The organism is Streptomyces sp. ST2-7A (assembly GCF_021390475.1).
Classification (GTDB): Bacteria; Actinomycetota; Actinomycetes; order Streptomycetales; family Streptomycetaceae; genus Streptomyces.
On the sequence record NZ_JAJUWS010000001.1, the window covers coordinates 207539 to 230137 of the forward strand.

Consider the following 22599-nt stretch of genomic DNA (forward strand, 5'->3'; position numbering starts at 1 on the left):
GACCGCGAAACGGCGTCCGGAGCGGACTACTTCTTGCCCGGCTTCTTCTTGCCGGCGATGGCGCGGCGCGGGCCCTTGCGGGTACGCGCGTTGGTCTTGGTGCGCTGTCCGCGAACCGGGAGGCCGCGACGGTGGCGCAGACCCTCGTAGCTGCCGATCTCGACCTTGCGGCGGATGTCGGCCTGGACCTCGCGTCGAAGGTCACCCTCGGTGCGAATGTTGGCCTCGACGTACTCGCGGAGGCGGACCAGCTCTTCCTCGGAGAGGTCGCGAACGCGGGTGTCGGGGTTGATACCCGTCTCGCCGAGAGCGGTCTGCGACAGGGTGCGACCGATGCCGAAGACGTAGGTGAGGGCGACCTCGACGCGCTTGTCGCGCGGCAGGTCAACGCCGGATAGGCGTGCCATGCGTGGGCTCCTGATTCGTATCGGAGGTCTGCCGCAGTGCCGATCCCGGCATGGCTACCGGGCCCCGGCCTCCGACCGGGGGTGTCGCCCTCCGCGCGGAGCGGGGACGGGACAGTGCGGTATTGACGTGTGGGGCGACGATCCGGGCACGAGTGGCCGGTCACCGCCCGGGCGCGTGAAGTCTGCTCGAAGTGTTCGGTGCGGCGTGTCCGCGATCAGCCCTGGCGCTGCTTGTGGCGCAGGTTGTCGCAGATGACCATGACCCGACCGTGACGGCGGATCACCTTGCACTTGTCACAGATCTTCTTGACGCTCGGCTTGACCTTCATGGGATTGAGGTTCTCCGGGTCTCGATCTACTTGTAGCGGTAGACGATCCGCCCGCGCGTCAGGTCGTAGGGCGAGAGCTCCACCACGACCCGGTCGTCGGGCAGGATACGGATGTAGTGCATCCGCATCTTGCCGCTGATATGCGCGAGAACTTGGTGCCCGTTCTCCAGCTCAACCTTGAACATCGCGTTCGGCAGAGACTCGACGACGGTGCCCTCGATCTCGATGGCCCCTTGTTTTTTGGCCATACTTGAGCGTTTCACCTTCCGGGATCGGCTACCTGGACAGCCCTGATACACGGGTGTACCGGGACCGACGCACCAGTCTACGTGAGCACCGGGGAAAAAACGAATCAGGTAGGCTTCCCCGGCATCAAGATCATTAAGCGGCGGGGCGCCGATCGGAAACGAGGGGGTTTTCCCCGGGTTCCCGTGCTTTTCCACCGAATCCACCCGGGCGCCGGAACCCGGGCCCCACGCCCCGGTCCCGGGGGTCGCGCACCTTTCCGGAGCCGCCCGGGTCTCCCCCGGCGGCCCGCGTCCCGGTCCTCCCGGCGGACCCGGTCCCCGGCGTGGGACCCCGGTGTGCCCGGTTCCCGCCGGCGGCGCCACCGGGGCACGCGGATGCCGGTGGGTCCCCGGGTCTCCCCCGGCCCCCGGTCCCGCCGGGTCCGTTCCCCTCCGGCCGGGCGGATCAGCCCAGCGGGTCCGGTGCCGCCTCGACGCCCAGCTCCGCCAGCCGCGCCCGGCCGCCGTCGGGGGCGGTGAGCACCAGCGGGCCGCGCTCGGTCAGCGCGATCGAGTGCTCCCAGTGCGCCGACCAGCCGCCGTCCTCGCTCTTGACCGTCCAGTCGTCGGAGAGCACATGGGTGGCCGGGTCACCGAGGGTGACCATCGGCTCGATGGCCAGACACATCCCCGCCACCAGGCGGGGCCCCTTGCCCCGGCGCCGCTCGACGTAGTTCAGCACGTGCGGCTCCATGTGCATGGCGCTGCCGATGCCGTGCCCGCCGTACTCCTCGACGATGCCCCAGCGTCCCGAGGGCGGCGGGGGCTGCTTGCGGATGTCCCGCTCGACCGCCCGGGAGATGTCCACCAGTCGGCCGCCGACCCGCATGGCGGCGATGCCGGCCCACAGCGAGTGCTCGGTGACCCGGCTCAGCTCGTGGACCTCGGGCGGGTGACCGTCGCCGACGAAGACGGTCAGTGCCGCGTCCGCGTGCCAACCGTCGATGATGGCACCGGCGTCGATGGAGATGATGTCGCCGGAGGCCAGGACGGTGTCCTCGGAGGGGATGCCGTGCACCACCACGTCGTTCACCGAGGTGCAGATGTTGCCGGGGAAACCGCCGTAGCCGAGGAAGTTGGGCTTGGCACCGTGCTCGGCGATCACGGCGGCGGCGATCCGGTCCAACTCGGCCGTGGTGGTCCCGGGCACGGCGGCCTCGGCGCAGCGGCGGTGCATCTCGGCGACCACCAGCCCCGCCGCACGCATGCTCGCGATCTGCTCGGGGGTCTTGATCTCCACCATGAATCGGGTTCTCTTCCGTGCCGGGTCGAAGGGGCCGGGATCGGCCGAGGGGATGTCGCGCCCCGGGGTGGTCGCCGCGACGGCGCGCGGCGGGATGTCAGACGGTGCGGTGCGGCAGGGCGCCCAGCGCGCGCCGCGTCACCTCGGGAACGGCTCCGAGGGCGGGGATGGTCACCACGAGGTCCTGCCGTCGGTAGTGGCCGATGATCGGCTCGGTCTCCCGGTGGTAGACCTCCAGGCGCTTGCGGACGGTGTCCTCCTGGTCGTCCTCGCGCTGGTACAGCTCACCGCCGCAGACGTCGCAGACGCCCTCGGCGCGCGGCCTGCTGTACTCGGTGTGGAACACGTGGCCGCTGTCCTCGCGGCAGATGCGGCGGCCGGCGATGCGCCGGACCACCTCGTCCTCGGGGACCTCGAGGTCCAGAACGGCGTCCAGCGCGATGCCGGTCTCCCCCAACAGCTTGTCCAGGGCCTCGGCCTGGAACAGGTTGCGGGGGAAGCCGTCGAGCAGGAAACCGCCCTCGGCGTCGGGAGCGGCCATCCGGTCCGCCGCCATCCCGATCGTGACCTCGTCCGGTACCAGTCGCCCCTCGCGCATGTACTCCTGCGCCCGACGACCGAGCTCGGTCCCCTGCCGGATGTTCGCCCGGAAGAGGTCTCCGGTCGAGATGTGCGGGATACCGAGGTTCTCGGCGAGCAGGGCCGCCTGGGTGCCCTTGCCCGCCCCGGGCGGTCCAACGAGGACGATACGCATCAGCGGAGGAACCCTTCATAGTTTCGCTGGTGGAGCTGGCTCTCGATCTGCCGAACCGTCTCCAGACCGACACCCACGATGATGAGGATGGAGGTACCGCCGAACGGGAACTCCCCCTGCGCGTTGAACGCGATGAGGGCGACAGCGGGCACCAGGGCGATCAGACCGAGGTAGATCGAACCGGGCCACGTGATGCGGTTCAACACGTAGCTCAGGTATTCGACCGTGGGTCGTCCGGCCCGGATCCCGGGGATGAACCCACCATACTTCTTCATGTTTTCGGCCACGTCTTCGGGGTTGAAGGTGATGGCCACGTAGAAGAAGGCGAAGAACACGATGAGGGTGAAGTAGCTGAGCAGGTAGATCGGGCTGTCCATCTGGACCAGGTGTCGCTGGATCCAGTCGGCCCACACCCCATCGGATCCGCTGAACTGCACCAGCAGCAGCGGGATGTAGAGCAGCGACGAGGCGAAGATGACGGGGATCACGCCCGCCTGGTTCACCTTGAGCGGGATGTAGGTCGAGGTACCGCCGTAGGAACGGCGCCCGATCATGCGCTTGGCGTACTGCACGGGGATGCGACGCTGCGCCAGCTCGACGAAGACCACCAGGCCCACCATGGCCAGACCGCAGGCGATGACCACGCCGAACTCGATCCAACCGTCGGCCAGGGTGCCACCGTTCTTGATCGACCACAGCGCGCCGGGGAAGCCCGCCGCGATGGAGACGAACATCAGCATCGACATGCCGTTGCCGATGCCGCGGTCGGTGATGAGCTCACCCAGCCACATGATGAGCGCGGTGGCCGAGGTGAGGGTGATGATCATGACCAGGACGGTGAACATGCCGTCGTCGGTCAGGATGGGTTCGGTACAGCCGGCGAACAGCGAACCGCTGCGGGCGGTGGCCACCAGACCGGTGGCCTGCAGCACCGCGAGGGCGACCGTCAGGTATCGCGTGTACTGCGTGATCTTCGCCTGCCCGGCCTGTCCCTCCTTCTTGAGGGCCTCCAGCCGCGGGATCACCACGACCAGGAGCTGCAGAATGATGCTCGCCGTGATGTACGGCATGATCCCCAGCGCGAAGATGGTGAGCTGCATCAGGGCGCCACCACTGAACATGTTGACCAGACCGAAGAGACCCGCGTTGCTGTCCTCGATCTGTGCCACGCAGTACTGGACGTTCTGATAGCTCACGCCGGGCGTGGGGACGTGGGCCCCGAACCGGAACAGCACCACGATGCCGAGCGTGAAGAGCAGCTTCTTGCGCAGGTCGGGCGTCTGGAACGCCCGGGCGAACGCGGTGAGCACGGTTCCTCCTGCGCCCCCCGCGAAGACCTCGCGAGAGGTGACGGTCTTGTAGTTCACGGATACTGAGGGAATTACGGGGGTGCTTCCCGAAGATCCGGGAAGGCCCCGGAACCCACGGCACGGCGGGCTCGGGACACGGCACCGCAGGCCACCTTACCGGCCGTATCGCGATGCGGGAATGACACCGCATACGCGTGACCGGGGACGCCTGTTCGAAGCGCCCCCGGTCACATCTTTTTCACATGTCCCGCGCGAAGCGTCAGAGCAGTTCGTCGACGGTTCCGCCGGCGGCGGTGATCTTCTCCTTGGCGGAGCCGGAGACGGCGTCGACCGTCACCCGCAGCGCCACGGAGATCTCACCGTTGCCGAGGACCTTCACCAGCTCGTTGTCGCGCACCGCGCCCTTGGCCACCAGGTCCGGCACGGTCACCTCGCCACCCTCCGGGTAGAGGACGGCCAGACGGTCCAGGTTGACGACCTGGAACTGCTTGTGGGCGGGGTTCTTGAAGCCCTTGAGCTTCGGCAGCCGCATGTGCAGCGGCAGCTGACCACCCTCGAACCCGGCCTTCACCTGGTAACGGGCCTTGGTGCCCTTGGTGCCGCGACCGGCGGTCTTGCCCTTGGAAGCCTCACCACGACCCACACGGGTCTTGGCGGTCTTCGCCCCCGGGGCGGGCCGCAGGTTGTGGATCTTCAGCGGCTTGTCGGCGTTCTCGCCCGCCATGTCAGTCCACCTCCTCGACCGTCACGAGGTGCCGCACGGTGTTCGCCATGCCGCGGATCTCCGGACGGTCCTCCTTGACCACCACGTCGTTGATGCGGCGCAGCCCGAGGGAGCGCAGCGTCTCGCGGTGGTTCTGCTTACTGCCGATGTAGGACTTGGTCTGGGTGATCTTCAGGTGAGCCATCACGCACCAATCCCTGCCCGCGCCCGCAGCAGAGCGGCGGGGGCGACATCCTCCAGCGGCAGACCACGACGGGCGGCGATCTCCTCGGGGCGCTGCAGGCCCCGCAGAGCGGCCACCGTGGCGTGCACGATGTTGATGGGGTTGGACGAGCCGAGCGACTTGCTCAGCACGTCGTGGATGCCGGCGCACTCCAGAACGGCGCGCACCGGGCCACCGGCGATCACACCGGTACCGGGGGAGGCGGGCTTCAGCAGGACGACGCCCGCGGCCTTCTCGCCCTGGATGGGGTGCGGGATGGTGCCCTGGATCCGGGGCACCTTGAAGAAGGACTTCTTGGCCTCCTCCACACCCTTGGCGATGGCGGCCGGCACCTCCTTCGCCTTGCCGTAACCGACGCCCACGGTGCCGTCACCGTCGCCCACCACGACCAGCGCGGTGAAGCTGAAGCGACGACCACCCTTCACGACCTTGGCGACGCGATTGATCGCGACGACGCGCTCGACGTACGCGGTCTTCTCGGCGGCCGCGCCACCGTCCCGGCCCTTCCGGTCCCGCCGCTCGCCGCCACCGGCGCCGCCACCGCGGCGCTGGGGTCCAGCCATTGGAATTACCTCTCTCGTCTTGTCCGCTCAGCCAGCTGTTGGCAACGGAACCGGCTCAGAACTTGAGACCGGCCTCACGGGCGGCGTCCGCCAGGGCGGCGACCCGCCCGGCGTACCTGCTGCCGCCCCGGTCGAAGACGACGGCCTCGACGCCGGCCGCCTTCGCCCGCTCGGCGACCAGGGCGCCGACCCGCTGGGCCTGCGCGCTCTTGTCGCCGTCGGTGCCGCGGATGGAGGCGTCCATGGACGAGGCGGAGGCCAGAGTGTGGCCCGCGATGTCGTCGATGACCTGAGCCACCACGTGGCGGTTGGAACGGGTCACGACCAGGCGCGGACGCTCCGGGGTGCCCGAGATCTTCTTGCGGATGCGGATGTGCCGACGCTTTGTCGCGGCACGCTTCCGGGCGTCACCCTTGGCGATCTTCACACCGTATGCCATGGCTTACTTACCAGCCTTTCCGACCTTGCGGCGGATGACTTCGCCCTCGTACTTGACGCCCTTGGCCTTGTACGGGTCGGGCTTGCGAAGCTTGCGGATCTTCGCCGCGACCTCGCCGACCTTCTGCTTGTCGATGCCCTGGACGGTCAGCCGGGTCGGGGTCTCCACCGCGAAGGTGATCCCCTCGGGCGCCTCGACCAGAATCGGGTGGCTGTAGCCCAGGGAGAACTCGAGGTTCGAACCCTTGGCCTGGACGCGGTAACCCACACCGCTGATCTCCAGGCGCTTGCTGTAGCCATCGGTCACGCCAGTGATCATGTTCGCCACCAGCGTGCGGGACAGGCCGTGCAGGGCCCTGTTCCGGTTCTCGTCGTTGGGGCGGGTGACGACGATGGCGCCGTCCTCGGCCCGCGCGACCTCGATGGGCTCGACGATGGTGTGCGAAAGGTTCCCCTTGGGACCCTTCACTCCGACCGTCCGGCCGTCGATGGTGACGTCCACACCGGCGGGAACCTGGATGGGGAGCTTGCCGATACGCGACATTGCTTTTCCTCCGTTCCCTTCCGTTACCAGACGTAGGCGAGGACTTCCCCGCCCACGCCCTTCTTCTGCGCCTGCTTGTCGGTGAGCAGACCGTGCGACGTGGAGATGATCGCCACGCCGAGGCCGCCGAGCACCCGCGGCAGCGCGGTGGACTTGGCGTAGACCCGAAGGCCCGGCTTGGAGATCCGCTTCAGGCCGGCGATCGAGCGCTCACGGTTGGGGCCGTACTTCAGCTCCAGGACCAGGCTCCGCCCGACCCGGGCGTCCTCGGTCTTCCAACCGGTGATGTAACCCTCCTGCTGGAGGATCTCCGCGATGTGCGACTTGATCTTGCTGTGCGGCATCGCCACGGAGTCGTGGTAAGCCGAGTTGGCGTTCCGCAGACGCGTCAGCATGTCTGCGATCGGATCAGTCATGGTCATGTGATGGCCTTGGGCCTCTCTCGCCGTGGTTTCCTGTCTGCTCCGTCCCTCTCCCCGCTCGGGGCGGGACGGGTGTGGAGCGGGGACCTACGGCGTAGTAAGTCGATTCGGGGCGGCGGGCGCCCAACCCTTCCACCTTAGTTCACCGAACCGTTGGTGGAGAAAATCGGGCCGCCCCGCCGTCCGAGTTACTTGCCGAGAGAGTTCCGATGACCGCCGGGAACGGCGGTTACCAGGAACTCTTCGTCACGCCCGGCAGCTCGCCGCGGTGCGCCATCTCACGCAGGCACACACGGCACAGGCCGAACTTGCGGTACACGGAGTGCGGCCGGCCGCAACGCTGGCAGCGCGTGTAGGCACGCACGGCGAACTTGGGCTTGCGGGCCGCCTTGGCAATCAGGGCCTTCTTCGCCATGGCTCACGCCTCCTTGAACGGGAATCCGAGGTGACGCAGCAGGGCGCGGCCCTCGTCGTCGTTGGTCGCCGTGGTGACCACGGTGATGTCCATGCCCCGGACCCGGTCGATCTTGTCCTGGTCGATCTCGTGGAACATGACCTGCTCGGTGAGACCGAAGGTGTAGTTGCCGCGACCGTCGAACTGCTTGGGCGACAGACCCCGGAAGTCACGGATGCGCGGCAGCGCCAGCGACAGCAGCCGGTCCAGGAACTCCCACATGCGGTCGCCGCGCAGCGTGACGTGCGCGCCGATCGGCTGACCCTCGCGCAGCTTGAACTGCGCGATGGACTTGCGGGCCTTGGTCACGGCCGGCTTCTGGCCGGTGATCGTGGTGAGGTCGCGCACGGCGCCCTCGATCAGCTTGGAGTCGCGGGCGGCGTCGCCCACACCCATGTTGACCACGATCTTGGTCAGCCCGGGGATCTGCATGACGTTCTCGTAGGAGAACTCCTCGCGCAGCTTGCCCTGGATCTCCTCGCGGTACCGCTGCTTCAGCCGCGGTGCGTAGGTGGTGGCAGTCATCAGATGTCCTCACCGGTCCGCTTGGCAACGCGGATCTTGTTGCCCTCGTCGTCGAAGCGGTAACCCACGCGGGTGGTGACCTTCTTGCCGTCCTGCTCCACGACCAGCGCGACGTTGCTCACGTGGACGGGGGCCTCGGTGGTCACGATGCCGCCGGTCTTCGACCCGCGGGCGGTCTGCCCGGCCTTGGTGTGCTTCTTGACCCGGTTGACACCCTCGACCAGGACGCGGTCCTCGCGGGGGTAGGCCACGATGACCTTGCCCTGCTTGCCCTTGTCCTTACCGGTGATGACCTGAACCAGGTCGCCCTTCTTGATCTTCATCGGTTACAGCACCTCCGGCGCCAGCGAGATGATCTTCATGAACTTCTTCTCGCGCAGCTCGCGGCCGACGGGGCCGAAGATACGGGTACCGCGGGGGTCGCCGTCGTTCTTGAGGATCACGGCGGCGTTCTCGTCGAAGCGGATGTACGAGCCGTCCGGACGACGACGCTCCTTGACGGCGCGAACGATGACGGCCTTGACGACGTCACCCTTCTTCACGTTGCCGCCGGGGATCGCGTCCTTGACGGTGGCGACGATGACGTCGCCGATGCCCGCGTAGCGCCGACCCGAGCCACCGAGCACACGGATGCAAAGGATTTCCTTCGCACCGGTGTTGTCGGCGACCCGAAGTCGCGACTCCTGCTGGATCACGTCTCTCTCCTGATTGTCTGCCGGTTCCCGGCGGGGGCCGTCACGGATGACCGCGAGGGCCCCCGCCGAGCCTGGCGGAACCGGTCCTGAGAAAACTCAGGGGGTTACTTGGCCTTCTCGAGGATCTCGACGATGCGCCAGCGCTTGGTCGCGGACAGCGGACGGGTCTCCATCAACAGGACCCGGTCGCCGATGCCCGCGGCGTTCTGCTCGTCGTGCACCTTGAGCTTGTTGGTACGGCGGATGATCTTGCCGTACAGGGCGTGCTTGACGTGGTGCTCGACGGCGACGACGACGGTCTTGTCCATCTTGTCGCTGACGACCAGACCCTCACGGGTCTTGCGGCGACCACGCTCGCCGGCGTTCTCGGCAGTCACATTCTTCTCACTCATCAGGCACTCTCCACCGTCTCGATGCCCAGCTCGCGCTCACGCATCAGGGTGTAGATCCTGGCGATGTCCTTGCGGACGGCCTTGAGCCGGCTGTTGTTCTCCAGCTGCCCGGTCGCCGCCTGGAAGCGGAGGCGGAACAGCTCCTCCTTGGCCTCGCGCAGCTTCACGACGAGTTCCTCGTTGTTCAGCTCGCGCAGCTCGGCCGTCTTGGTACCGGCAGCCATCACGCCTCCCCGGTCTCGCGCCGCACGATCCGGCACTTCATCGGAAGCTTGTGCGAGGCGCGGATCAGCGCCTCACGGGCGATCTTCTCGTTCGGGTAGGAAAGCTCGAACATCACCCGACCGGGCTTGACGTTCGCGACCCACCACTCCGGCGAACCCTTACCGGAACCCATGCGGGTCTCGGCGGGCTTCTTGGTCAGCGGACGGTCGGGGTAGATGTTGATCCACACCTTGCCGCCACGCTTGATGTGCCGGGTCATCGAGATACGTGCGGCCTCGATCTGCCGGTTCGTCACATAAGCGGCGGTGACCGCCTGGATGCCCCACTCGCCGAACGCCACCTCGGTGCCGCCCTTGGCCATGCCCTTGCGCTTGGGGTGGTGCTGCTTGCGGTGCTTGACCCTGCGCGGGATCAGCATGGGGTCAGCCCTCCTTTCCGGAGCTGTCGGGCGACGCCGCGGCGGCGCCGGTCTCGGCCCGTGCGGCCTCGGCCGGAGCGTTCTGCTGCGGCTTGCGACCACGGCCACCGCGCTCACCGCGACCACCGCGCGCCGGACGGTCGGAACCGCCGCCGCCGCCACGGGAGGGACGGTTACCGGCGCGGGCGGCGGCGTTCTCGGCGCGGACCTCGGAGATGTTCTTCACATCGCCCTTGTAGATCCACACCTTCACGCCGATGCGGCCGAAGGAGGTACGGGCCTCGAAGAAGCCGTAGTCCACGTTGGCGCGCAGGGTGTGCAGGGGCACGCGGCCCTCGCGGTAGAACTCGGAGCGCGACATCTCCGCGCCGCCGAGCCGACCGCTGCACATGACCTTGATGCCCTTGGCGCCGGCCTTCAGGGTGGACTGCATGCTCTTGCGCATGGCCCGCCTGAAGGAGACCCGGGAGGCGAGCTGCTCGGCGACGGCCTGGGCCACCAGCTGGGCGTCCAGCTCCGGGTTCTTCACCTCGAGGATGTTGAACTGGATCTGCTTGCCGGTCAGCTTCTCCAGGTTGCCCCGGAGACGGTCGGCCTCGGCACCGCGACGGCCGATGACGATGCCCGGCCGGGCGGTGTGGACGTCGACGCGAACCCGGTCACGGGTGCGCTCGATCTCCACCTTGGAGATGCCGGCCCGCTCCATGCCACTGGTGAGCATGCGACGGATCGCGACGTCTTCCTTGACGTAGTCCTTGTACAGCTTGTCGGCGTACCAACGCGACTTGAAGTCGGTGGTGATGCCGAGCCGGAACCCGTGCGGATTGACCTTCTGTCCCATTACCGGGTCCCTTCCTTGTTGCCGAGGACCACGGTGATGTGGCTGGTCCGCTTCCGGATCCGGTAGGCGCGACCCTGCGCGCGCGGACGGAACCGCTTGAGGGTCGGGCCCTCGTCGACGTACGCCTCCTTGATGAAGAGCGTGTCGACATCGGTGTGGTCGTAGTTGTGCGCGGCGTTGGCGATGGCGCTGTCCAGCACCTTGCCGACCGGCTCACTCGCGGCCTGCGGGGCGAAACGCAGGACCGCCCGGGCCTCCGTGGCGTCCATGCCACGGATGAGGTCCACCACACGGCGGGCCTTCATGGGCGTGACGCGGATGTACCGCGCCTGGGCCCTGGCTTCCATGGTTGTCCCTTCGGTGTCAATCATCTTGTCTCGCAACCCGTCGGTCAGCGACGACGCGACTTGCGGTCGTCCTTCACGTGGCCGCGGAAGGTGCGGGTCGGCGCGAACTCGCCGAGCTTGTGGCCGACCATCGACTCGGTGACGAACACCGGGACGTGCTTGCGACCGTCGTGCACCGCGATCGTGTGCCCGAGCATCGCCGGGACGATCATGGAGCGGCGGGACCAGGTCTTGATGACGTTCTTGGTGCCTGCTTCGTTCTGAACATCCACCTTCTTGCTGAGGTGGTCGTCGACGAAGGGCCCCTTCTTCAGACTGCGCGGCATCGTGGCCTGCTCCTAGCGCTTCTTGTTCGTCTTGCGGCGGCGGACGATGTACTTGTTGCTGGCCTTCTTCGGCGAGCGAGTACGTCCTTCCTTCTTGCCCCAGGGCGAGACCGGGTGACGACCACCGGAGGTCTTGCCCTCACCACCGCCGTGCGGGTGGTCCACGGGGTTCATGACCACACCGCGAACGCTCGGGCGGACGCCCTTCCAGCGCATCCGGCCGGCCTTGCCCCAGTTGATGTTCGACTGCTCGGCGTTGCCGACCTCGCCAACGGTGGCGCGGCAGCGGACGTCGACCAGGCGGATCTCACCGGAGGGCATGCGGAGGTGCGCCATGCGCCCCTCGCGCGCCAGCAGCTGCACCGAGGCGCCCGCGGAACGGGCGAACTTGGCGCCGCCGCCGGGCCGCAGCTCGATGGCGTGGATGACCGTACCGACCGGGATGTGACGCAGCGGCAGGTTGTTGCCGGGCTTGATGTCGGAGCCCGGACCGTTCTCGACGCGGTCGCCCTGCTTCAGGCCGGCAGGCGCGATGATGTAGCGCTTCTCACCGTCGGCGTAGTGCAGCAGCGCGATGCGCGCGGTGCGGTTCGGGTCGTACTCGATGTGCGCGACCTTGGCCGGCACACCGTCCTTGTCGTGCCGACGGAAGTCGATCAGGCGGTAGGCCCGCTTGTGGCCACCACCCTGGTGACGGACGGCCACCCGGCCGGAGTTGTCCCGACCACCCTTGCTGTGCAGCGGGCGGACCAGCGACTTCTCCGGCGTGGACCGCGTGATCTCGACGAAGTCGGCGACACTGGCGCCACGACGGCCCGGAGTCGTCGGCTTGTACTTGCGGATTCCCATTCTTATGTCCTCGTCCGGTATCGGACGGCTCGGACCTCCGTCAGGAGACCGGGCCGCCGAAGATGTCGATGGTTTCGCCCTCGGCGAGGGTCACGATGGCGCGCTTGGTGTCCGCGCGCTTCCCGAAACCGGTGCGGGTGCGCTTGCGCTTGCCCTGCCGGTTGATGGTGTTGACCCCGGCGACCTTGACCGAGAAGACCGCCTCGACGGCCTGCTTGATCTGGGTCTTGTTGGCGCGCGTGTCGACGACGAACGTGTACTTGTTCTCGTCCAGCAGCGCGTAGCTCTTCTCCGAGACCACGGGGCGGAGCAGGACATCACGGGGGTCCGTGAAGGTCTTGCTGGTCACGCCCTCGGCGGTGACGGTGGTCGCCTCGCTCATCAGGCCTCGCTCCCTTCGGACTTGGTCGGGCCGGCGACGAAGCTGTCGAAGGCGGCCTTGGTGAAGACCACGTCGTCCGAGACGAGCACGTCGTACGTGTTCAGCTGCGTCGGCTCCAGGATGTGGACCTGCGGCAGGTTGCGGGCCGACAGCCAGGCGTCGCGCTCGCCCTTCTCGGCGATCAGGAGCAGGTTCTTGCGCTCGCTGATCTTCCCGAAGAGGGTCTTGGCGGCCCTGGTCGAGACCTCGCCGTCCACGACGCCGGAGACGACGTGCACGCGCTGGTGGCGGGCCCGGTCGGAGAGGGCACCGCGCAGGGCGGCGGCCTTCATCTTCTTGGGGGTCCGCTGGGAGTAGTCACGCGGCACGGGGCCGTGGACCACGCCACCACCGGCGAACTGCGGGGCGCGGGTCGAACCCTGGCGCGCGCGGCCGGTGCCCTTCTGGCGGTACGGCTTGCGGCCACCGCCGCGAACCTCGCCGCGGGTCTTGGTCTTGTGCGTGCCCTGGCGGGCAGCGGCCAGCTGGGCGACGACGACCTGGTGGATCAGCGGAATGCTGACCTGCGCGTCGAAGATCTCCGAGGGGAGTTCGACGGAACCGGTCTTGTCGCCGGCCGGCGAGAGGATGTCAATGTTGGTGGTCATCGTTTAACCTCAGGCCCCCTTGGCCGCGGTGCGGACCAGGACGAGGCCGCCGTTCGGACCGGGAACCGCGCCCTTGATGAGCAGCAGTCCCTTCTCCGCGTCAACGGCGTGGACGGTCAGGTTCTGGGTGGTCACCCGCTCGTTACCGGTGCGACCCGCCATCCGCATGCCCTTGAACACGCGGCCGGGGGTGGCGCAGCCACCGATCGATCCGGGCTTGCGGTGCACGCGGTGGGCACCGTGGGACGCCTTGCCACCGCGGAAGCCGTGGCGCTTCATGACACCGGCGGTGCCCTTGCCCTTGGACTTCCCGGTCACGTCCACCCTGAGGCCGGACTCGAACACCTCGGCCGTGACTTCCTGGCCGGTGGTGTACTCGGAGGCGTCCGCGGTGCGGATCTCCACCAGGTGACGACGGGGGGTGACGCCCGCTTTGGCGAAGTGGCCCTTGAGGGGCTTGTTCACCTTGCGGGGGTCGATCTCGCCGAAGGCGATCTGGACGGCGTTGTAGCCGTCGCGGTCCGCGGTGCGGACCTGGGTCACGACACAGGGGCCGGCCTTGACCACGGTTACCGGGACGACACGGTTGTTCTCGTCCCAGACCTGGGTCATGCCGAGCTTCTCGCCCAGGACGCCCTTGATCTGCTTGGTCATCTTCAGCGCACCCCTCAGAGCTTGATCTCGATGTCGACGCCGGCCGGAAGGTCCAGGCGCATCAGCGAGTCAACGGTCTTGGGAGTCGGGTCGAGGATGTCGATCAGACGCTTGTGGGTGCGCATCTCGAAGTGCTCGCGCGAGTCCTTGTACTTGTGCGGCGACTTGATGACGCAGTACACGTTCTTCTCTGTGGGCAGCGGCACCGGGCCCGCGACCGACGCACCGGTACGGGTCACCGTCTCGACGATCTTCTTCGCCGAGTTGTCGATGACCTCGTGGTCGTAGGCCTTGAGCCGGATGCGGATCTTCTGTCCCGCCATGGCTGGTTCGTAGTCCTGTTCTCTGGGTCAACGCTCCGGAACCCGGTGGATTCGGGTCTCCCCGACCCCTCGCCTTGCGCTTCGCTCGACCCACGCGGTCGGGCGTGTCGCGCTTTCCGAACGGATTTCACCGCAATGGAAAACCCTCCGGAGGGTTTCTCCGGCGGGCGGCGGGGGGATGGTGTCCACCAGGTGCCTGGTCGGCACCCCACCGACGCTTCCCGGAAGATCCCGGTACTTCCACCCCTGATCAGGGGTGACGAATACATTGGGACTCGCTTCCGGTCCTCCCGGCGGGAGGCGCGCGGCATCGGCACTCAACCGAGCAACCCGCCCAGTGTGCCATACCGGACACAGCGCCCGCCAATCGGGCCGAACACCCCGGCCGGACCGTGACGACCCTCACACCGGCGAGTGTTCGCGGACCCGGCACCGACCGACGGTCAGCTCAATGATCGGTTTTCCGGTTTTCCCGATTTCGGCGCGCGACACGTTCCGCGCACCCCCGGCGCGCGTCCGCACCACCGGCGAGAATCATCCCCGTGGTCACCGGACGGTGATCACCCCCCTACGCTCGGAGGTGGGGTCCCGTGGCACGCGACGCGGACAGGAGCACCGACATGACCATCACCCCGGAACAGGCCCCCGCCCCGGAGAGGACGGAGGACCGGCCGAGCCCGCCCGCGGCGCGATCGGTGACGGGCCTCATCGACCTGGCCGAGGTGGTCTTCCGCGAGCTACCCGGCCACCGACCGGAGATCCTCGAGGGACGACTCATCGTGAACCCACCACCCGACGGCCATCACGCCGACTCGCTCACCGGCCTCACCCTGGCCCTGGCCGAGTTGCACCGGGGGGAGACCAAGGTCCTGCGGGGAATCGGGTTGTGGCTGCCCACCGGTGACGAGGACTACGTCATCCCCGACCTCGCGGTGGTCGACGCCGACGCCCTCGAACACGTCGTCGCCTACAACTGCCTCGACCCGCGGGTCTTTCGCATGGTCGTGGAGATCACCTCGGGCAACCACGTCAACGACACCGTCACCAAGCCCCTCCTCTACGCCCGGGCCGGCATCCCGGTATACCTCATCGGCAACCGTCGGGAAGGGGAAGTCGTCCTGCTCACCGACCCCCGGGAGGACGGGTACCGCACCCGCGGCGTCCACCGTCCCGGCGAGACCCTCGTCCTGCCCGAGGGCATCGGCGCCAAGATCGAGATCGACGTGGACACCCTCCTCCCCCGCTGAGCGGGCGGGGAAAGAGGGATCGACGATCAGCCGTCGCGCGGGGTCGGCGCGTGCAGCCGCAGCACCGCGTGCCCGGCCCACGAGGGTGGAACCCCCCAGCGTCGCACCCGGGAGACTCCGATCATCACGGCGAACGCCAACGGCACCGTCCACGCCGCCGGCTGTGCGAGCAGCACGGTCACCGCCCCCGGCCCGGTCTCCGTCATCGCCGAGGTCAGGGCGGCCCCGGTGGCGGCGCACACCCCGGTGGCCAGGCCCGCCGCCGCGCCCGTCGCGGTCAGGCCCCGCCACCAGATGCCCAGCACCAGCAGCGGGCAGAACGTCGAGGCCGCCACCGCGAAGGCCCACCCCACCAGGACGTTGATGTCCACCCGGGCGGCGGGGAGCGAGAGCAGCACCGCCACCAGCGTGCCGCCCGCCACCGCCAACCGCAGGCGTGGCAGACCGCGCGCGCCGTCCCGCGCCAGGTCGTGGGAGAGCCCGCCGGCGAGTGCCAGCAGCAGGCCGGAGGAGGTGGACAGGAAGGCCGCGAAGGCGCCGGCCGCGACCACCGCCGTCAGCACCGCCCCCCAGGTGCCGGGCACGATCTGCGCGGGCAGCACCACGGTCACCGTGTCGGTGTCGCCGGTGGTCGCCAGCTCCGGGGTGAAGACCCGCCCCAGCAGCCCGTACACCGCGGGGAACAGGTAGAAGACCCCGAGCAGCACGATCACGCCGACCGCGACCCGGCGGGCTATCCGCGCCGTCGGGCTGGTGTGGAAGCGCATGATCACGTGCGGCAGGCCCACCGCGCCCAGGGTCGTGGCCAGCAGCACCGACCAGGTCGCCAGCAGCGGCTGCCCCGATCCGCCGACGTCCAGCAGCGGACGGCTCCACTCGGTGGTGTCCACCCGCAGCGCCTCCGCCCGGGCGCCCTCCCCCGCCCCGACCACCAGCACGATCGCCGGCACCGCGATGAACAGCAGCTTCACCAGGTAGTGGAACCCCTGCACGTAGGTCGCCGAGCGCATCCCGCCCACCGCGATGGAGACCGAGACCACCAGTCCCGCCAACACCACCCCCACCCAGTAGGGAGTGCCGCTGACCAGGTGCAGGACCACTCCGGCGCCCTTGAACTGCGGCACCAGGTACAGCCACATGATCACCAACACGATGAGCGCGCACAGGCGGCGGATGGTCGGCGAGCCGAGCCGGTACTCGGCGAAGTCCGGCACGGTGTAGGCGCCCGAGCGTCGCATGGGACCCGCGACCAGGGCGGCCACCGCGACGTAGCCGGCGGTGAAGCCGACCGCGTACCAGAGCGTGCCCACGCCCTCCTTGAGCATCAGGCCCGCGAGGCCGAGCACCGAGGCGGCGGAGACGTACTCCCCCGCGATGGCCATGGCGTTCCAGCCGGGGCGCACCTGGTGGGAGGCGATGAGGAAGTCGGGAGCGCTGCGGGCCGCGCGCACCCCGTACACACCGATCAGGACGCTGGTGACCAGCAGCAGGCCGATGGCGAGCATCCCGGTCACGGTCGCTCACCCCCACCCGGCACCGGGTCGGACAAGGTATCGGACGAGGGATCGGACGCCGGGCGCGGCCGTGGGTCGGACCTCCCGCCCGGCACCGCCCCGGGCCCCGGGACCCGGGACCCGGGCGGCCCGGAGGACTCCCGGGTGTCGCCGGGTTCCCCGGGGCCGGGTCCCGGCCGCGGGCTCCCCGGGCTCCCCACCCGTTCGATGCGCTCGGCCCGCCGCACATGGATCACCGCGCTGAGCAACAGCAGTGGATAGCTGGCCGTCATCAGCAGCAGCCAGGAGGCGGGGATCCCCGCTATCCGGGTCGGGTCCGGCGCCGGCCACAGGGCCAGCAGCCCGCTGAGGCCGAACAGCAACGTGCCGAGCAGCACCATGGTCCGCACCGCGAGCCGTCGCTGCCGCCGGAAGACCTCCTCCGCGAGGGCCCGTTCGGCCGGGTCCCCGATGCCGTCGTCCGGGGCACCGGGCGAGCCGGGGACGAGCAGGCCGTGCGGCGGGCGATGGCCGCGGGCCAGGGCGAGCCGGGTCTGCGGGCTGGTCACCCGGACCCGCCGGCGCTCCGGGCTCATCGCCCGCCGGTCCCCGGGTCGTCGCGGACCGCCGCCAGCAGCCGCTCCTTCAGCGCCCGGGCGTGCCGCCGGCTGACCGGCACGTCACCCGCCGGGGTGCAGGCCAGCAGTCCGGCGGAGCCGGTGACGCGCAGGTCGCGGATCCAGCGGACCGCCACCAGGTAGCCGCGGTGGGCGCGGACGAACCCGGCCGGCCCCCACACCTCCTCCAGGTAGGACAGCGAGAGCCGGATCAGGTGGGTGTCGCCCTCGGTGTGCAGTCGCACGTAGTCGCCGTGCGCCTCGGCGAACTGCACGTCGTCGCGGCGCACGAAGACGGTGTGCCGCCCGGTCTCGATCTGCACCACCGACAGCTCGTCCGCCGGGGGCCGCGGGTTCCCGGCCGGTGGGCGGCGCAGCGCCCGGACGCGGCCCACCGCCTCGGCGAGCCGCTCCGGCCGGACCGGTTTGAGCAGGTAGTCGGCGGCACCGATGCCGAACGCCTCCACGGCGTGCCGTTCCGAGGCGGTGACGAAGACGATGGCGGGCGGTTCGGAGAGCGCGCTGAGCACCCGGGCGACCTCCATGCCGTCCAGTCCGGGCATGGAGATGTCCAGGAAGACGGCGTCGAAGCTCTCGGTGCCGATCCGGCGCACGGCGGCCTCGCCGCTGTCGGCCTCCTGGACGTCACCGACGCCGGGCAGGTCGGCGAGCAGGTCCGCGAGTTCGGCGCGGGTGAAGTTCTCGTCCTCCACCACCAGGAGCCGCAGGGCTCCCGGACCGGTGGCGGACGGTGGGGCGGTCATGCGGCGGACACTCCTCGCCGGAATCGGGGGACGCGGACGATGACCCTGGTGCCGCTGCCGGGCGCGGTCTCGATGACCAGACCGTGCTCGGGTCCGTAGACCGCCCGCAGGCGCTGGTCGACGTTGGCCACGCCGACCCGTTTGGCCGGCGGGCCGGAACCGGCGAGGATCGCGCGGGCCAGGTCGGGATCCATCCCCACCCCGTCGTCCTCGACCTCGATGACGCACAGCGGGCCCTCGCCGTAGCCGGAGACGGTGATCGAACCGGGGCCGGGTTTCGGTTCCAGTCCGTGCCGCACGGCGTTCTCCACCAGCGGCTGGATGATCAGGAAGGGGATGGCCACCGGCAGGATCTCCGGGGCCATCCGCACGGTCAGTTCCATGCGGTCGTCGAAGCGGGCACGTTGCAGCTCCAGGTAGGTCTGCACGGCCTGGAGCTCGTCGGCGACGGTGGCGTAGTCACCGCGCGAGGAGAAGCTGTAGCGCAGGTAGTCGGCGAAGTCGGTGAGCAGCCCGCGGGCCCGGTCGGGGTCGGTGCGGATGCGGGCGGCGATCACCGCCAGGGCGTTGTGCAGGAAGTGCGGGGAGATCTGGGCGCGCAGTGTGCGCAGGTCGGCGCGGGCGATGCGGGCCCTGGCCCGCCGCAGGTCGGCGTGGTCCAGGCTGCGGGCGACCAGGGTGGCCGCGGCCGTCAGGGCCGCCTCGTCGGCCCCGGCGGCGGCGAGCACCCCGGCGGGTTCCCCGGCGACCAGCAGCGGGGCGGCGGCCCAGTCCCCGATCCGCACGACGGTGCCGTGCTCGTGGGGGCGGCCGACCAACTCGGCACGCAGCTCCGGGGCCGGCGCGGGACCGGCGACGGTGGGCGGTCCGTCGAGGCCGGCGAGCAGCACCGCGTCGGCGTCCAACAGGCGGCGCAGCCGACGGGCGGCGAGCCCGGCGCCGCGTCCGCGCAGGCCGTCCCCGAGCGCCTCGTCGACCTCCGCGGCCGCGGCGAGCACGGCGGCGGTGTGCTCCGCGGGGAGGGAGCGGCGGCGCATCCGGTCCAACATGAGCGGAACGGTAACCCGGGCGGACCCCGGACCACAGGGTTGGGACGAACGGGGCACCCCGGTGTCATCGAAGCGTGTCCCGCCGGCCGGGCCGAGGGGATCCCCGACCGGTACCGGCCGGTGCCGAACCCCGTGGCGAATCTCCCACGTGCCCCGTGACCTGGCGGTTGCGGGTCCCCGCGGGTCCACGGGCACGCCCCGGCCCCGGGTCCGCGCGGGACCCGGGGCCGGGTGTCGCCTTCGGTGGGCCGCCCACCGGCCGGATTCGGGGGCGGTCCGCCGGGGCGGGCGACGGGGAACCGGGGAGGGGAGCGGACGGCGAGGGGGCTTCGCCGATCCGGGCACCGGTCCCCCGCCGCGGGATCGTGCGGGCCCGACGGGACCCGCGCGATCCGGGGAGGAGGATCGTCAGTGGTTGTTCGCCCCCTCCGCGCCGGCGCCGGTGAGGGCGCGGACCTGGAGCTCGGCGAAGCGCTCGGGGTCGGTCTCCTTGGACAGGAGGGTGCCGACCACCGCGCACAGCAGGCCGAGGGGGATGGAGACCAGGCCGGGGTTCTCCAGCGGGAACCAGGCGAAGTCCACGCCGGCGGGGAAGAGCGAGAGGCTGTCACCATCGGCGTTCACCTTGCCGGAGACCACCGGCGAGAAGAACACCAGGATCAGGGCGCTCGCCAGACCACCGTAGATGCCGGCCAGGGCTCCGGTGGTGTTGAACCGCTTCCAGAACAGGCTCAGCAGCACCGTCGGCAGGTTGGCCGAGGCGGCGATGGCGAAGGCCAGTGCCACCAGGAAGGCCACGTTGAGGTTCTGCGCGAAGATCGCCAGGACGATCGCGACCACGCCGACACCGAAGGCGGCCAGCCGCGCGACCTTGATCTCCTCCTTCTCGCTCGCCTTCCCGCGCCGGATCACGTTGTTGTAGAAGTCGTGGGCGAGGGAGGACGAGGAGGCGATCGTCAGACCGGCGACGGTGGACAGGATCGCGGCGAAGGCGACGGCCGCGATGAGCGCCAGCATGATCGCGCCCAGCAGGTCGCCGCCGAAGTGCACGCCGACCTCCTCGGCCAGCTGCGGGGCGGCGGTGTTGCCGGCCGCGTTCTGCGCCACGATGGCGTCCCGACCGACCAGGGCGGCGGCGCCGAAGCCCAGCACCAGGGTCATCAGGTAGAAGGAGCCGATGAGGCCGATGCCCCAGTTGACCGACTTCCGGGCCGCCTTGGAGTCCGGGACGGTGTAGAAGCGGATCAGGATGTGCGGCAGACCGGCGGTGCCCAGTACCAGCGCGAGGCCGAGGCTGATCAGGTCCAGCTTGTTGACCAGGGTCTGCCAGGCGTCGCCGGCGACCTCCACGCCGTACCGCTGACCGGGCTCCAGGAACGAGCTGCCGACGCCGCTGGCCTGTGCCGCGTCGTTCATCAGGGCACCGAAGTTGAAGCCGTAGACCGCCAGGACCATCACGGTCAGCAGGGCGGCGCCCCCCATGAGCATGACCGCCTTGACGATCTGCACCCAGGTGGTGCCCTTCATGCCACCGAAGGTCACGTAGACGATCATCAGGATGCCGACGACCACGATGCCCGCGATCTTGGCGGCCTCGGCGCTCATGCCGAGGTAGGTCTCACCGGGCTGGATGCCGAGCAGCAGGGCGATCAGGGCGCCCGCGCCGACCATCTGCGCCAGCAGGTAGAAGATCGAGACGGTGAGGGTGGAGACCGAGGCGGCGGTCCGCACCGGGCGCTGGCGCATCCGGTAGGAGAGCACGTCCGCCATGGTGTAGCGGCCGGAGTTGCGCAGCAGCTCGGCGACGAGCAGGAGCGCCACCAGCCAGGCGACGAGGAAGCCGATGGAGTACAGGAACCCGTCGTAGCCGAAGAGGGCGATCATGCCGGCGATGCCGAGGAAGGAGGCGGCCGACATGTAGTCGCTGCCGATGGCGAAGCCGTTCTGCATACCGGAGAAGCCGCGACCGCCGGAGTGGAAGTCGGTGGCGGACTTGACCTGCCGACTGGCCCACAGCGTGATGCCCAGGGTCAGGGCGATCATGACGGTGAAGAGCAGGACGGTGATCAGCCGGCCCTCGCCGGCCTGCGCGATCTGGACGCCGTTCACGAGCGGGCCTCCCCGGAGTCGGTGGAACGCCCGGCGGTGCCGGCGGAGGGGGCGGTGTCGGCGGTGCGCTCGGCGGCGTCGACGGCTCCGGCCGGTCCGGCTTCCAGTTCACCGCGCAGTTCGTCGGCGAGCGGGTCGAGGCGGCGGCCGGCGTAACGGGCGTACCACACGGCGATGCCGAAGGTCGTGACGAACTGCAGCACCCCGAAGACCAGGGCGAGGTTGACGTTCCCCACCACGATCACGGCGAGCACGTCGCGCGCGAAGGCGGACATGATCACGTACAGCAGGTACCAGGCCATGAAGGCGATGCTCATCGGGGCGACGAACCGCACCAGCCGGCGCCGCAGGTCGATGAAGCGGGGGTCCTCGTGCATGGCGACCGAACGGGACCTCAGGTCGCCGCCCGGTGGAGGGTCGGTGGCCTCGGGGGCGGTATGCGTCGTCGTCATGGCCGGCTCCAGGGGTGCGTTGTGTTTCCGCCGGGTGAACGCCCGGGGCGTGCGGGGAATGTAAGGAAGGTCACTCCCCCGCCGCACCGTCCCCACCGGCCCGATCGCCCAGCGTCGGACGGATGCGCCGAACGGTTGTCGGGCCCGCGCCGAACGGACGGACGGAGCGCCGAACGGACGGCGAACGGCGGCGGGGACGACCCGCGCCGACGGTTTCCGGCCGGCCGGAAACCGTCGGCCCGACCGGTCGGCCCTCGCGCCCCGGGGCCGCCCGATGCCGGCCCCGCACGATGCCGGGGCCGCCCGATGCCGGCCCCGCGCACCGGTCCGACGACGCGGGCCGGCCCCCTGTGGCGGGCCCCGGGGGCATCGGGCCGGTCCCGGAGCCCACACGACCCCTCCCGGCCGTCCTCCGACACGCGTGGCCGTCCCCGGGCGACCCGCGCGCGTCCGCGGGCACGCCGGCGATCGGGGGCGACCGCGGGTGACGCCGCCCGGGGCATCCCCGGCCCGTCCCGCCCACGCGTCCCGCCCACGGGTCCCGGC

Annotated in this window: 34 protein-coding genes; 1 reads left to right on the forward strand and 33 read right to left on the reverse strand. The window is 69.8% G+C overall.

What is annotated here, in order from left to right; genetic code table 11:
- Nucleotides 1–26: 26 nt before the first annotated feature.
- The 27 genes from rpsM to rpsJ form a co-directional block, all read right to left on the reverse strand.
- Nucleotides 27–407: a 30S ribosomal protein S13 gene (gene rpsM / locus LZF96_RS00860; protein ID WP_233864629.1), complete on the reverse strand. Its 381-nt coding sequence runs from the start codon at nt 405–407 to the stop codon at nt 27–29.
- Between the two features lie 215 nt (nt 408–622).
- A complete protein-coding gene (gene rpmJ / locus LZF96_RS00865; RefSeq protein ID WP_003956441.1) occupies nt 623–736 on the reverse strand; it encodes a 50S ribosomal protein L36 in 114 nt (37 codons plus the stop codon).
- A gap of 26 nt (nt 737–762) precedes the next feature.
- Complete coding sequence (gene infA / locus LZF96_RS00870; protein ID WP_233864944.1) at nt 763–984, reverse strand: translation initiation factor IF-1; 222 nt, start codon at nt 982–984, stop codon at nt 763–765.
- A 445-nt stretch (nt 985–1429) separates the two neighbouring features.
- On the reverse strand, nt 1430–2266 hold the full coding sequence (gene map / locus LZF96_RS00875) for a type I methionyl aminopeptidase (protein ID WP_233864631.1): 837 nt from the start codon (nt 2264–2266) through the stop codon (nt 1430–1432).
- A 97-nt stretch (nt 2267–2363) separates the two neighbouring features.
- Nucleotides 2364–3020, reverse strand: a complete 657-nt coding sequence (locus LZF96_RS00880) for an adenylate kinase (RefSeq protein WP_233864633.1) — start codon at nt 3018–3020, stop codon at nt 2364–2366.
- A complete protein-coding gene (gene secY, locus LZF96_RS00885) occupies nt 3020–4330 on the reverse strand; it encodes a preprotein translocase subunit SecY (RefSeq protein WP_233864946.1) in 1311 nt (436 codons plus the stop codon). The genes LZF96_RS00880 and secY overlap by 1 nt, the downstream gene beginning before the upstream one ends.
- Before the next feature lie 259 nt (nt 4331–4589).
- On the reverse strand, nt 4590–5054 hold the full coding sequence (gene rplO / locus LZF96_RS00890) for a 50S ribosomal protein L15 (protein ID WP_233864635.1): 465 nt from the start codon (nt 5052–5054) through the stop codon (nt 4590–4592).
- Between the two features lies 1 nt (nt 5055).
- The gene (rpmD, locus tag LZF96_RS00895) at nt 5056–5238 is read right to left on the reverse strand and encodes a 50S ribosomal protein L30 (RefSeq protein ID WP_233864637.1); all 183 of its coding nucleotides are present in this window, start codon (nt 5236–5238) and stop codon (nt 5056–5058) included.
- Nucleotides 5238–5840 carry a 30S ribosomal protein S5 gene (gene rpsE, locus LZF96_RS00900; RefSeq protein ID WP_233864653.1) on the reverse strand — a complete coding sequence of 201 codons (603 nt, stop codon included), beginning with the start codon at nt 5838–5840 and terminating at the stop codon, nt 5238–5240. The genes rpmD and rpsE overlap by 1 nt, the downstream gene beginning before the upstream one ends.
- A 55-nt stretch (nt 5841–5895) precedes the next feature.
- The gene (rplR, locus tag LZF96_RS00905; RefSeq protein WP_233864655.1) at nt 5896–6279 is read right to left on the reverse strand and encodes a 50S ribosomal protein L18; all 384 of its coding nucleotides are present in this window, start codon (nt 6277–6279) and stop codon (nt 5896–5898) included.
- A gap of 3 nt (nt 6280–6282) precedes the next feature.
- Nucleotides 6283–6822 (reverse strand): 50S ribosomal protein L6, encoded by a 540-nt coding sequence (gene rplF / locus LZF96_RS00910; RefSeq protein WP_233864657.1) that lies wholly within the window; start codon nt 6820–6822, stop codon nt 6283–6285.
- A 23-nt stretch (nt 6823–6845) separates the two neighbouring features.
- Nucleotides 6846–7244 carry a 30S ribosomal protein S8 gene (rpsH, locus tag LZF96_RS00915; protein ID WP_233864658.1) on the reverse strand — a complete coding sequence of 133 codons (399 nt, stop codon included), beginning with the start codon at nt 7242–7244 and terminating at the stop codon, nt 6846–6848.
- Nucleotides 7245–7473: 229 nt separating this feature from the next.
- Nucleotides 7474–7659: a type Z 30S ribosomal protein S14 gene (locus LZF96_RS00920; RefSeq protein ID WP_004571834.1), complete on the reverse strand. Its 186-nt coding sequence runs from the start codon at nt 7657–7659 to the stop codon at nt 7474–7476.
- A 3-nt stretch (nt 7660–7662) separates the two neighbouring features.
- The gene (gene rplE / locus LZF96_RS00925) at nt 7663–8223 is read right to left on the reverse strand and encodes a 50S ribosomal protein L5 (RefSeq protein WP_143616908.1); all 561 of its coding nucleotides are present in this window, start codon (nt 8221–8223) and stop codon (nt 7663–7665) included.
- Nucleotides 8223–8546: a 50S ribosomal protein L24 gene (rplX, locus tag LZF96_RS00930; protein WP_182604549.1), complete on the reverse strand. Its 324-nt coding sequence runs from the start codon at nt 8544–8546 to the stop codon at nt 8223–8225. Before rplX ends, rplE begins: the two co-directional genes overlap by 1 nt.
- Before the next feature lie 3 nt (nt 8547–8549).
- The gene (rplN, locus tag LZF96_RS00935) at nt 8550–8918 is read right to left on the reverse strand and encodes a 50S ribosomal protein L14 (protein ID WP_019433424.1); all 369 of its coding nucleotides are present in this window, start codon (nt 8916–8918) and stop codon (nt 8550–8552) included.
- 104 nt (nt 8919–9022) lie between these two features.
- Complete coding sequence (rpsQ, locus tag LZF96_RS00940) at nt 9023–9310, reverse strand: 30S ribosomal protein S17 (protein ID WP_233864660.1); 288 nt, start codon at nt 9308–9310, stop codon at nt 9023–9025.
- Complete coding sequence (gene rpmC / locus LZF96_RS00945) at nt 9310–9534, reverse strand: 50S ribosomal protein L29 (protein WP_143616903.1); 225 nt, start codon at nt 9532–9534, stop codon at nt 9310–9312. Before rpmC ends, rpsQ begins: the two co-directional genes overlap by 1 nt.
- Entirely contained in the window at nt 9534–9953 is a 420-nt protein-coding gene (gene rplP / locus LZF96_RS00950) for a 50S ribosomal protein L16 (protein WP_182604548.1), read from the reverse strand. Before rplP ends, rpmC begins: the two co-directional genes overlap by 1 nt.
- A gap of 4 nt (nt 9954–9957) precedes the next feature.
- Nucleotides 9958–10794 carry a 30S ribosomal protein S3 gene (rpsC, locus tag LZF96_RS00955; RefSeq protein WP_233864662.1) on the reverse strand — a complete coding sequence of 279 codons (837 nt, stop codon included), beginning with the start codon at nt 10792–10794 and terminating at the stop codon, nt 9958–9960.
- Nucleotides 10794–11141 (reverse strand): 50S ribosomal protein L22, encoded by a 348-nt coding sequence (gene rplV, locus LZF96_RS00960; protein WP_233864664.1) that lies wholly within the window; start codon nt 11139–11141, stop codon nt 10794–10796. The genes rpsC and rplV overlap by 1 nt, the downstream gene beginning before the upstream one ends.
- 44 nt (nt 11142–11185) lie before the next feature.
- A complete protein-coding gene (gene rpsS / locus LZF96_RS00965; RefSeq protein ID WP_103501089.1) occupies nt 11186–11467 on the reverse strand; it encodes a 30S ribosomal protein S19 in 282 nt (93 codons plus the stop codon).
- Between the two features lie 12 nt (nt 11468–11479).
- A complete protein-coding gene (rplB, locus tag LZF96_RS00970) occupies nt 11480–12316 on the reverse strand; it encodes a 50S ribosomal protein L2 (RefSeq protein ID WP_233864666.1) in 837 nt (278 codons plus the stop codon).
- 40 nt (nt 12317–12356) lie between these two features.
- A complete protein-coding gene (gene rplW, locus LZF96_RS00975) occupies nt 12357–12698 on the reverse strand; it encodes a 50S ribosomal protein L23 (protein WP_233864668.1) in 342 nt (113 codons plus the stop codon).
- Nucleotides 12698–13345, reverse strand: a complete 648-nt coding sequence (gene rplD / locus LZF96_RS00980) for a 50S ribosomal protein L4 (protein ID WP_233864670.1) — start codon at nt 13343–13345, stop codon at nt 12698–12700. The genes rplW and rplD overlap by 1 nt, the downstream gene beginning before the upstream one ends.
- A 9-nt stretch (nt 13346–13354) precedes the next feature.
- Nucleotides 13355–13999, reverse strand: coding sequence for a 50S ribosomal protein L3 (gene rplC / locus LZF96_RS00985; protein ID WP_233864672.1), 645 nt, complete (start codon nt 13997–13999; stop codon nt 13355–13357).
- 14 nt (nt 14000–14013) lie between these two features.
- On the reverse strand, nt 14014–14322 hold the full coding sequence (gene rpsJ / locus LZF96_RS00990; RefSeq protein WP_016473429.1) for a 30S ribosomal protein S10: 309 nt from the start codon (nt 14320–14322) through the stop codon (nt 14014–14016).
- A gap of 590 nt (nt 14323–14912) precedes the next feature.
- Between rpsJ and LZF96_RS00995 the strand changes: the two genes are divergently transcribed.
- Nucleotides 14913–15569 (forward strand): Uma2 family endonuclease, encoded by a 657-nt coding sequence (locus tag LZF96_RS00995; protein ID WP_233864674.1) that lies wholly within the window; start codon nt 14913–14915, stop codon nt 15567–15569.
- Between the two features lie 26 nt (nt 15570–15595).
- Here LZF96_RS00995 and LZF96_RS01000 read toward each other — a convergent pair whose 3' ends face one another.
- From LZF96_RS01000 to LZF96_RS01025, 6 genes are all read right to left on the reverse strand, one after another.
- Nucleotides 15596–17074, reverse strand: coding sequence for a cation acetate symporter (locus tag LZF96_RS01000; protein WP_233864948.1), 1479 nt, complete (start codon nt 17072–17074; stop codon nt 15596–15598).
- A 5-nt stretch (nt 17075–17079) separates the two neighbouring features.
- Nucleotides 17080–17658, reverse strand: coding sequence for a hypothetical protein (locus LZF96_RS01005; protein ID WP_233864675.1), 579 nt, complete (start codon nt 17656–17658; stop codon nt 17080–17082).
- Nucleotides 17655–18443 (reverse strand): LytTR family DNA-binding domain-containing protein, encoded by a 789-nt coding sequence (locus LZF96_RS01010; RefSeq protein WP_233864677.1) that lies wholly within the window; start codon nt 18441–18443, stop codon nt 17655–17657. The genes LZF96_RS01005 and LZF96_RS01010 overlap by 4 nt, the downstream gene beginning before the upstream one ends.
- Entirely contained in the window at nt 18440–19492 is a 1053-nt protein-coding gene (locus LZF96_RS01015) for a sensor histidine kinase (protein ID WP_233864678.1), read from the reverse strand. Before LZF96_RS01015 ends, LZF96_RS01010 begins: the two co-directional genes overlap by 4 nt.
- 408 nt (nt 19493–19900) lie before the next feature.
- Nucleotides 19901–21601: a cation acetate symporter gene (locus LZF96_RS01020; protein ID WP_374203050.1), complete on the reverse strand. Its 1701-nt coding sequence runs from the start codon at nt 21599–21601 to the stop codon at nt 19901–19903.
- Nucleotides 21598–22053 carry a DUF485 domain-containing protein gene (locus LZF96_RS01025; protein WP_233864680.1) on the reverse strand — a complete coding sequence of 152 codons (456 nt, stop codon included), beginning with the start codon at nt 22051–22053 and terminating at the stop codon, nt 21598–21600. Before LZF96_RS01025 ends, LZF96_RS01020 begins: the two co-directional genes overlap by 4 nt.
- Nucleotides 22054–22599: the final 546 nt, after the last annotated feature.

Coding starts and splice junctions, on each gene's coding strand:
- rplC (WP_233864672.1), bottom strand. CDS start 13,999: ATGACCAAGCAGATCAAGGGCGTCCTGGGCGAGAAGCTCGGCATGACC.
- rplD (WP_233864670.1), bottom strand. CDS start 13,345: ATGACCACCAACATTGACATCCTCTCGCCGGCCGGCGACAAGACCGGT.
- rpsC (WP_233864662.1), bottom strand. CDS start 10,794: ATGGGACAGAAGGTCAATCCGCACGGGTTCCGGCTCGGCATCACCACC.
- rplO (WP_233864635.1), bottom strand. CDS start 5,054: ATGGCGGGCGAGAACGCCGACAAGCCGCTGAAGATCCACAACCTGCGG.
- infA (WP_233864944.1), bottom strand. CDS start 984: ATGGCCAAAAAACAAGGGGCCATCGAGATCGAGGGCACCGTCGTCGAG.
- rpsE (WP_233864653.1), bottom strand. CDS start 5,840: ATGGCTGGACCCCAGCGCCGCGGTGGCGGCGCCGGTGGCGGCGAGCGG.
- rpmJ (WP_003956441.1), bottom strand. CDS start 736: ATGAAGGTCAAGCCGAGCGTCAAGAAGATCTGTGACAAGTGCAAGGTG.
- rplV (WP_233864664.1), bottom strand. CDS start 11,141: ATGGAAGCCAGGGCCCAGGCGCGGTACATCCGCGTCACGCCCATGAAG.
- rpsM (WP_233864629.1), bottom strand. CDS start 407: ATGGCACGCCTATCCGGCGTTGACCTGCCGCGCGACAAGCGCGTCGAG.
- rpsJ (WP_016473429.1), bottom strand. CDS start 14,322: ATGGCGGGACAGAAGATCCGCATCCGGCTCAAGGCCTACGACCACGAG.
- rpsQ (WP_233864660.1), bottom strand. CDS start 9,310: ATGAGTGAGAAGAATGTGACTGCCGAGAACGCCGGCGAGCGTGGTCGC.
- rplF (WP_233864657.1), bottom strand. CDS start 6,822: ATGTCGCGTATCGGCAAGCTCCCCATCCAGGTTCCCGCCGGTGTGGAC.
- rpsS (WP_103501089.1), bottom strand. CDS start 11,467: ATGCCGCGCAGTCTGAAGAAGGGGCCCTTCGTCGACGACCACCTCAGC.
- rplB (WP_233864666.1), bottom strand. CDS start 12,316: ATGGGAATCCGCAAGTACAAGCCGACGACTCCGGGCCGTCGTGGCGCC.
- LZF96_RS01005 (WP_233864675.1), bottom strand. CDS start 17,658: ATGAGCCCGGAGCGCCGGCGGGTCCGGGTGACCAGCCCGCAGACCCGG.
- rplE (WP_143616908.1), bottom strand. CDS start 8,223: ATGACTGCCACCACCTACGCACCGCGGCTGAAGCAGCGGTACCGCGAG.
- rplR (WP_233864655.1), bottom strand. CDS start 6,279: ATGGCATACGGTGTGAAGATCGCCAAGGGTGACGCCCGGAAGCGTGCC.
- LZF96_RS00920 (WP_004571834.1), bottom strand. CDS start 7,659: ATGGCGAAGAAGGCCCTGATTGCCAAGGCGGCCCGCAAGCCCAAGTTC.
- LZF96_RS00880 (WP_233864633.1), bottom strand. CDS start 3,020: ATGCGTATCGTCCTCGTTGGACCGCCCGGGGCGGGCAAGGGCACCCAG.
- rpsH (WP_233864658.1), bottom strand. CDS start 7,244: ATGACCATGACTGATCCGATCGCAGACATGCTGACGCGTCTGCGGAAC.
- map (WP_233864631.1), bottom strand. CDS start 2,266: ATGGTGGAGATCAAGACCCCCGAGCAGATCGCGAGCATGCGTGCGGCG.
- rplX (WP_182604549.1), bottom strand. CDS start 8,546: ATGAAGATCAAGAAGGGCGACCTGGTTCAGGTCATCACCGGTAAGGAC.
- rpmC (WP_143616903.1), bottom strand. CDS start 9,534: ATGGCTGCCGGTACCAAGACGGCCGAGCTGCGCGAGCTGAACAACGAG.
- LZF96_RS01015 (WP_233864678.1), bottom strand. CDS start 19,492: ATGTTGGACCGGATGCGCCGCCGCTCCCTCCCCGCGGAGCACACCGCC.
- LZF96_RS01000 (WP_233864948.1), bottom strand. CDS start 17,074: ATGCTCGCCATCGGCCTGCTGCTGGTCACCAGCGTCCTGATCGGTGTG.
- rplW (WP_233864668.1), bottom strand. CDS start 12,698: ATGAGCGAGGCGACCACCGTCACCGCCGAGGGCGTGACCAGCAAGACC.
- rplP (WP_182604548.1), bottom strand. CDS start 9,953: ATGCTGATCCCGCGCAGGGTCAAGCACCGCAAGCAGCACCACCCCAAG.
- LZF96_RS01010 (WP_233864677.1), bottom strand. CDS start 18,443: ATGACCGCCCCACCGTCCGCCACCGGTCCGGGAGCCCTGCGGCTCCTG.
- rpmD (WP_233864637.1), bottom strand. CDS start 5,238: ATGGCTCACCTGAAGATCACCCAGACCAAGTCCTACATCGGCAGTAAG.
- LZF96_RS01025 (WP_233864680.1), bottom strand. CDS start 22,053: ATGACGACGACGCATACCGCCCCCGAGGCCACCGACCCTCCACCGGGC.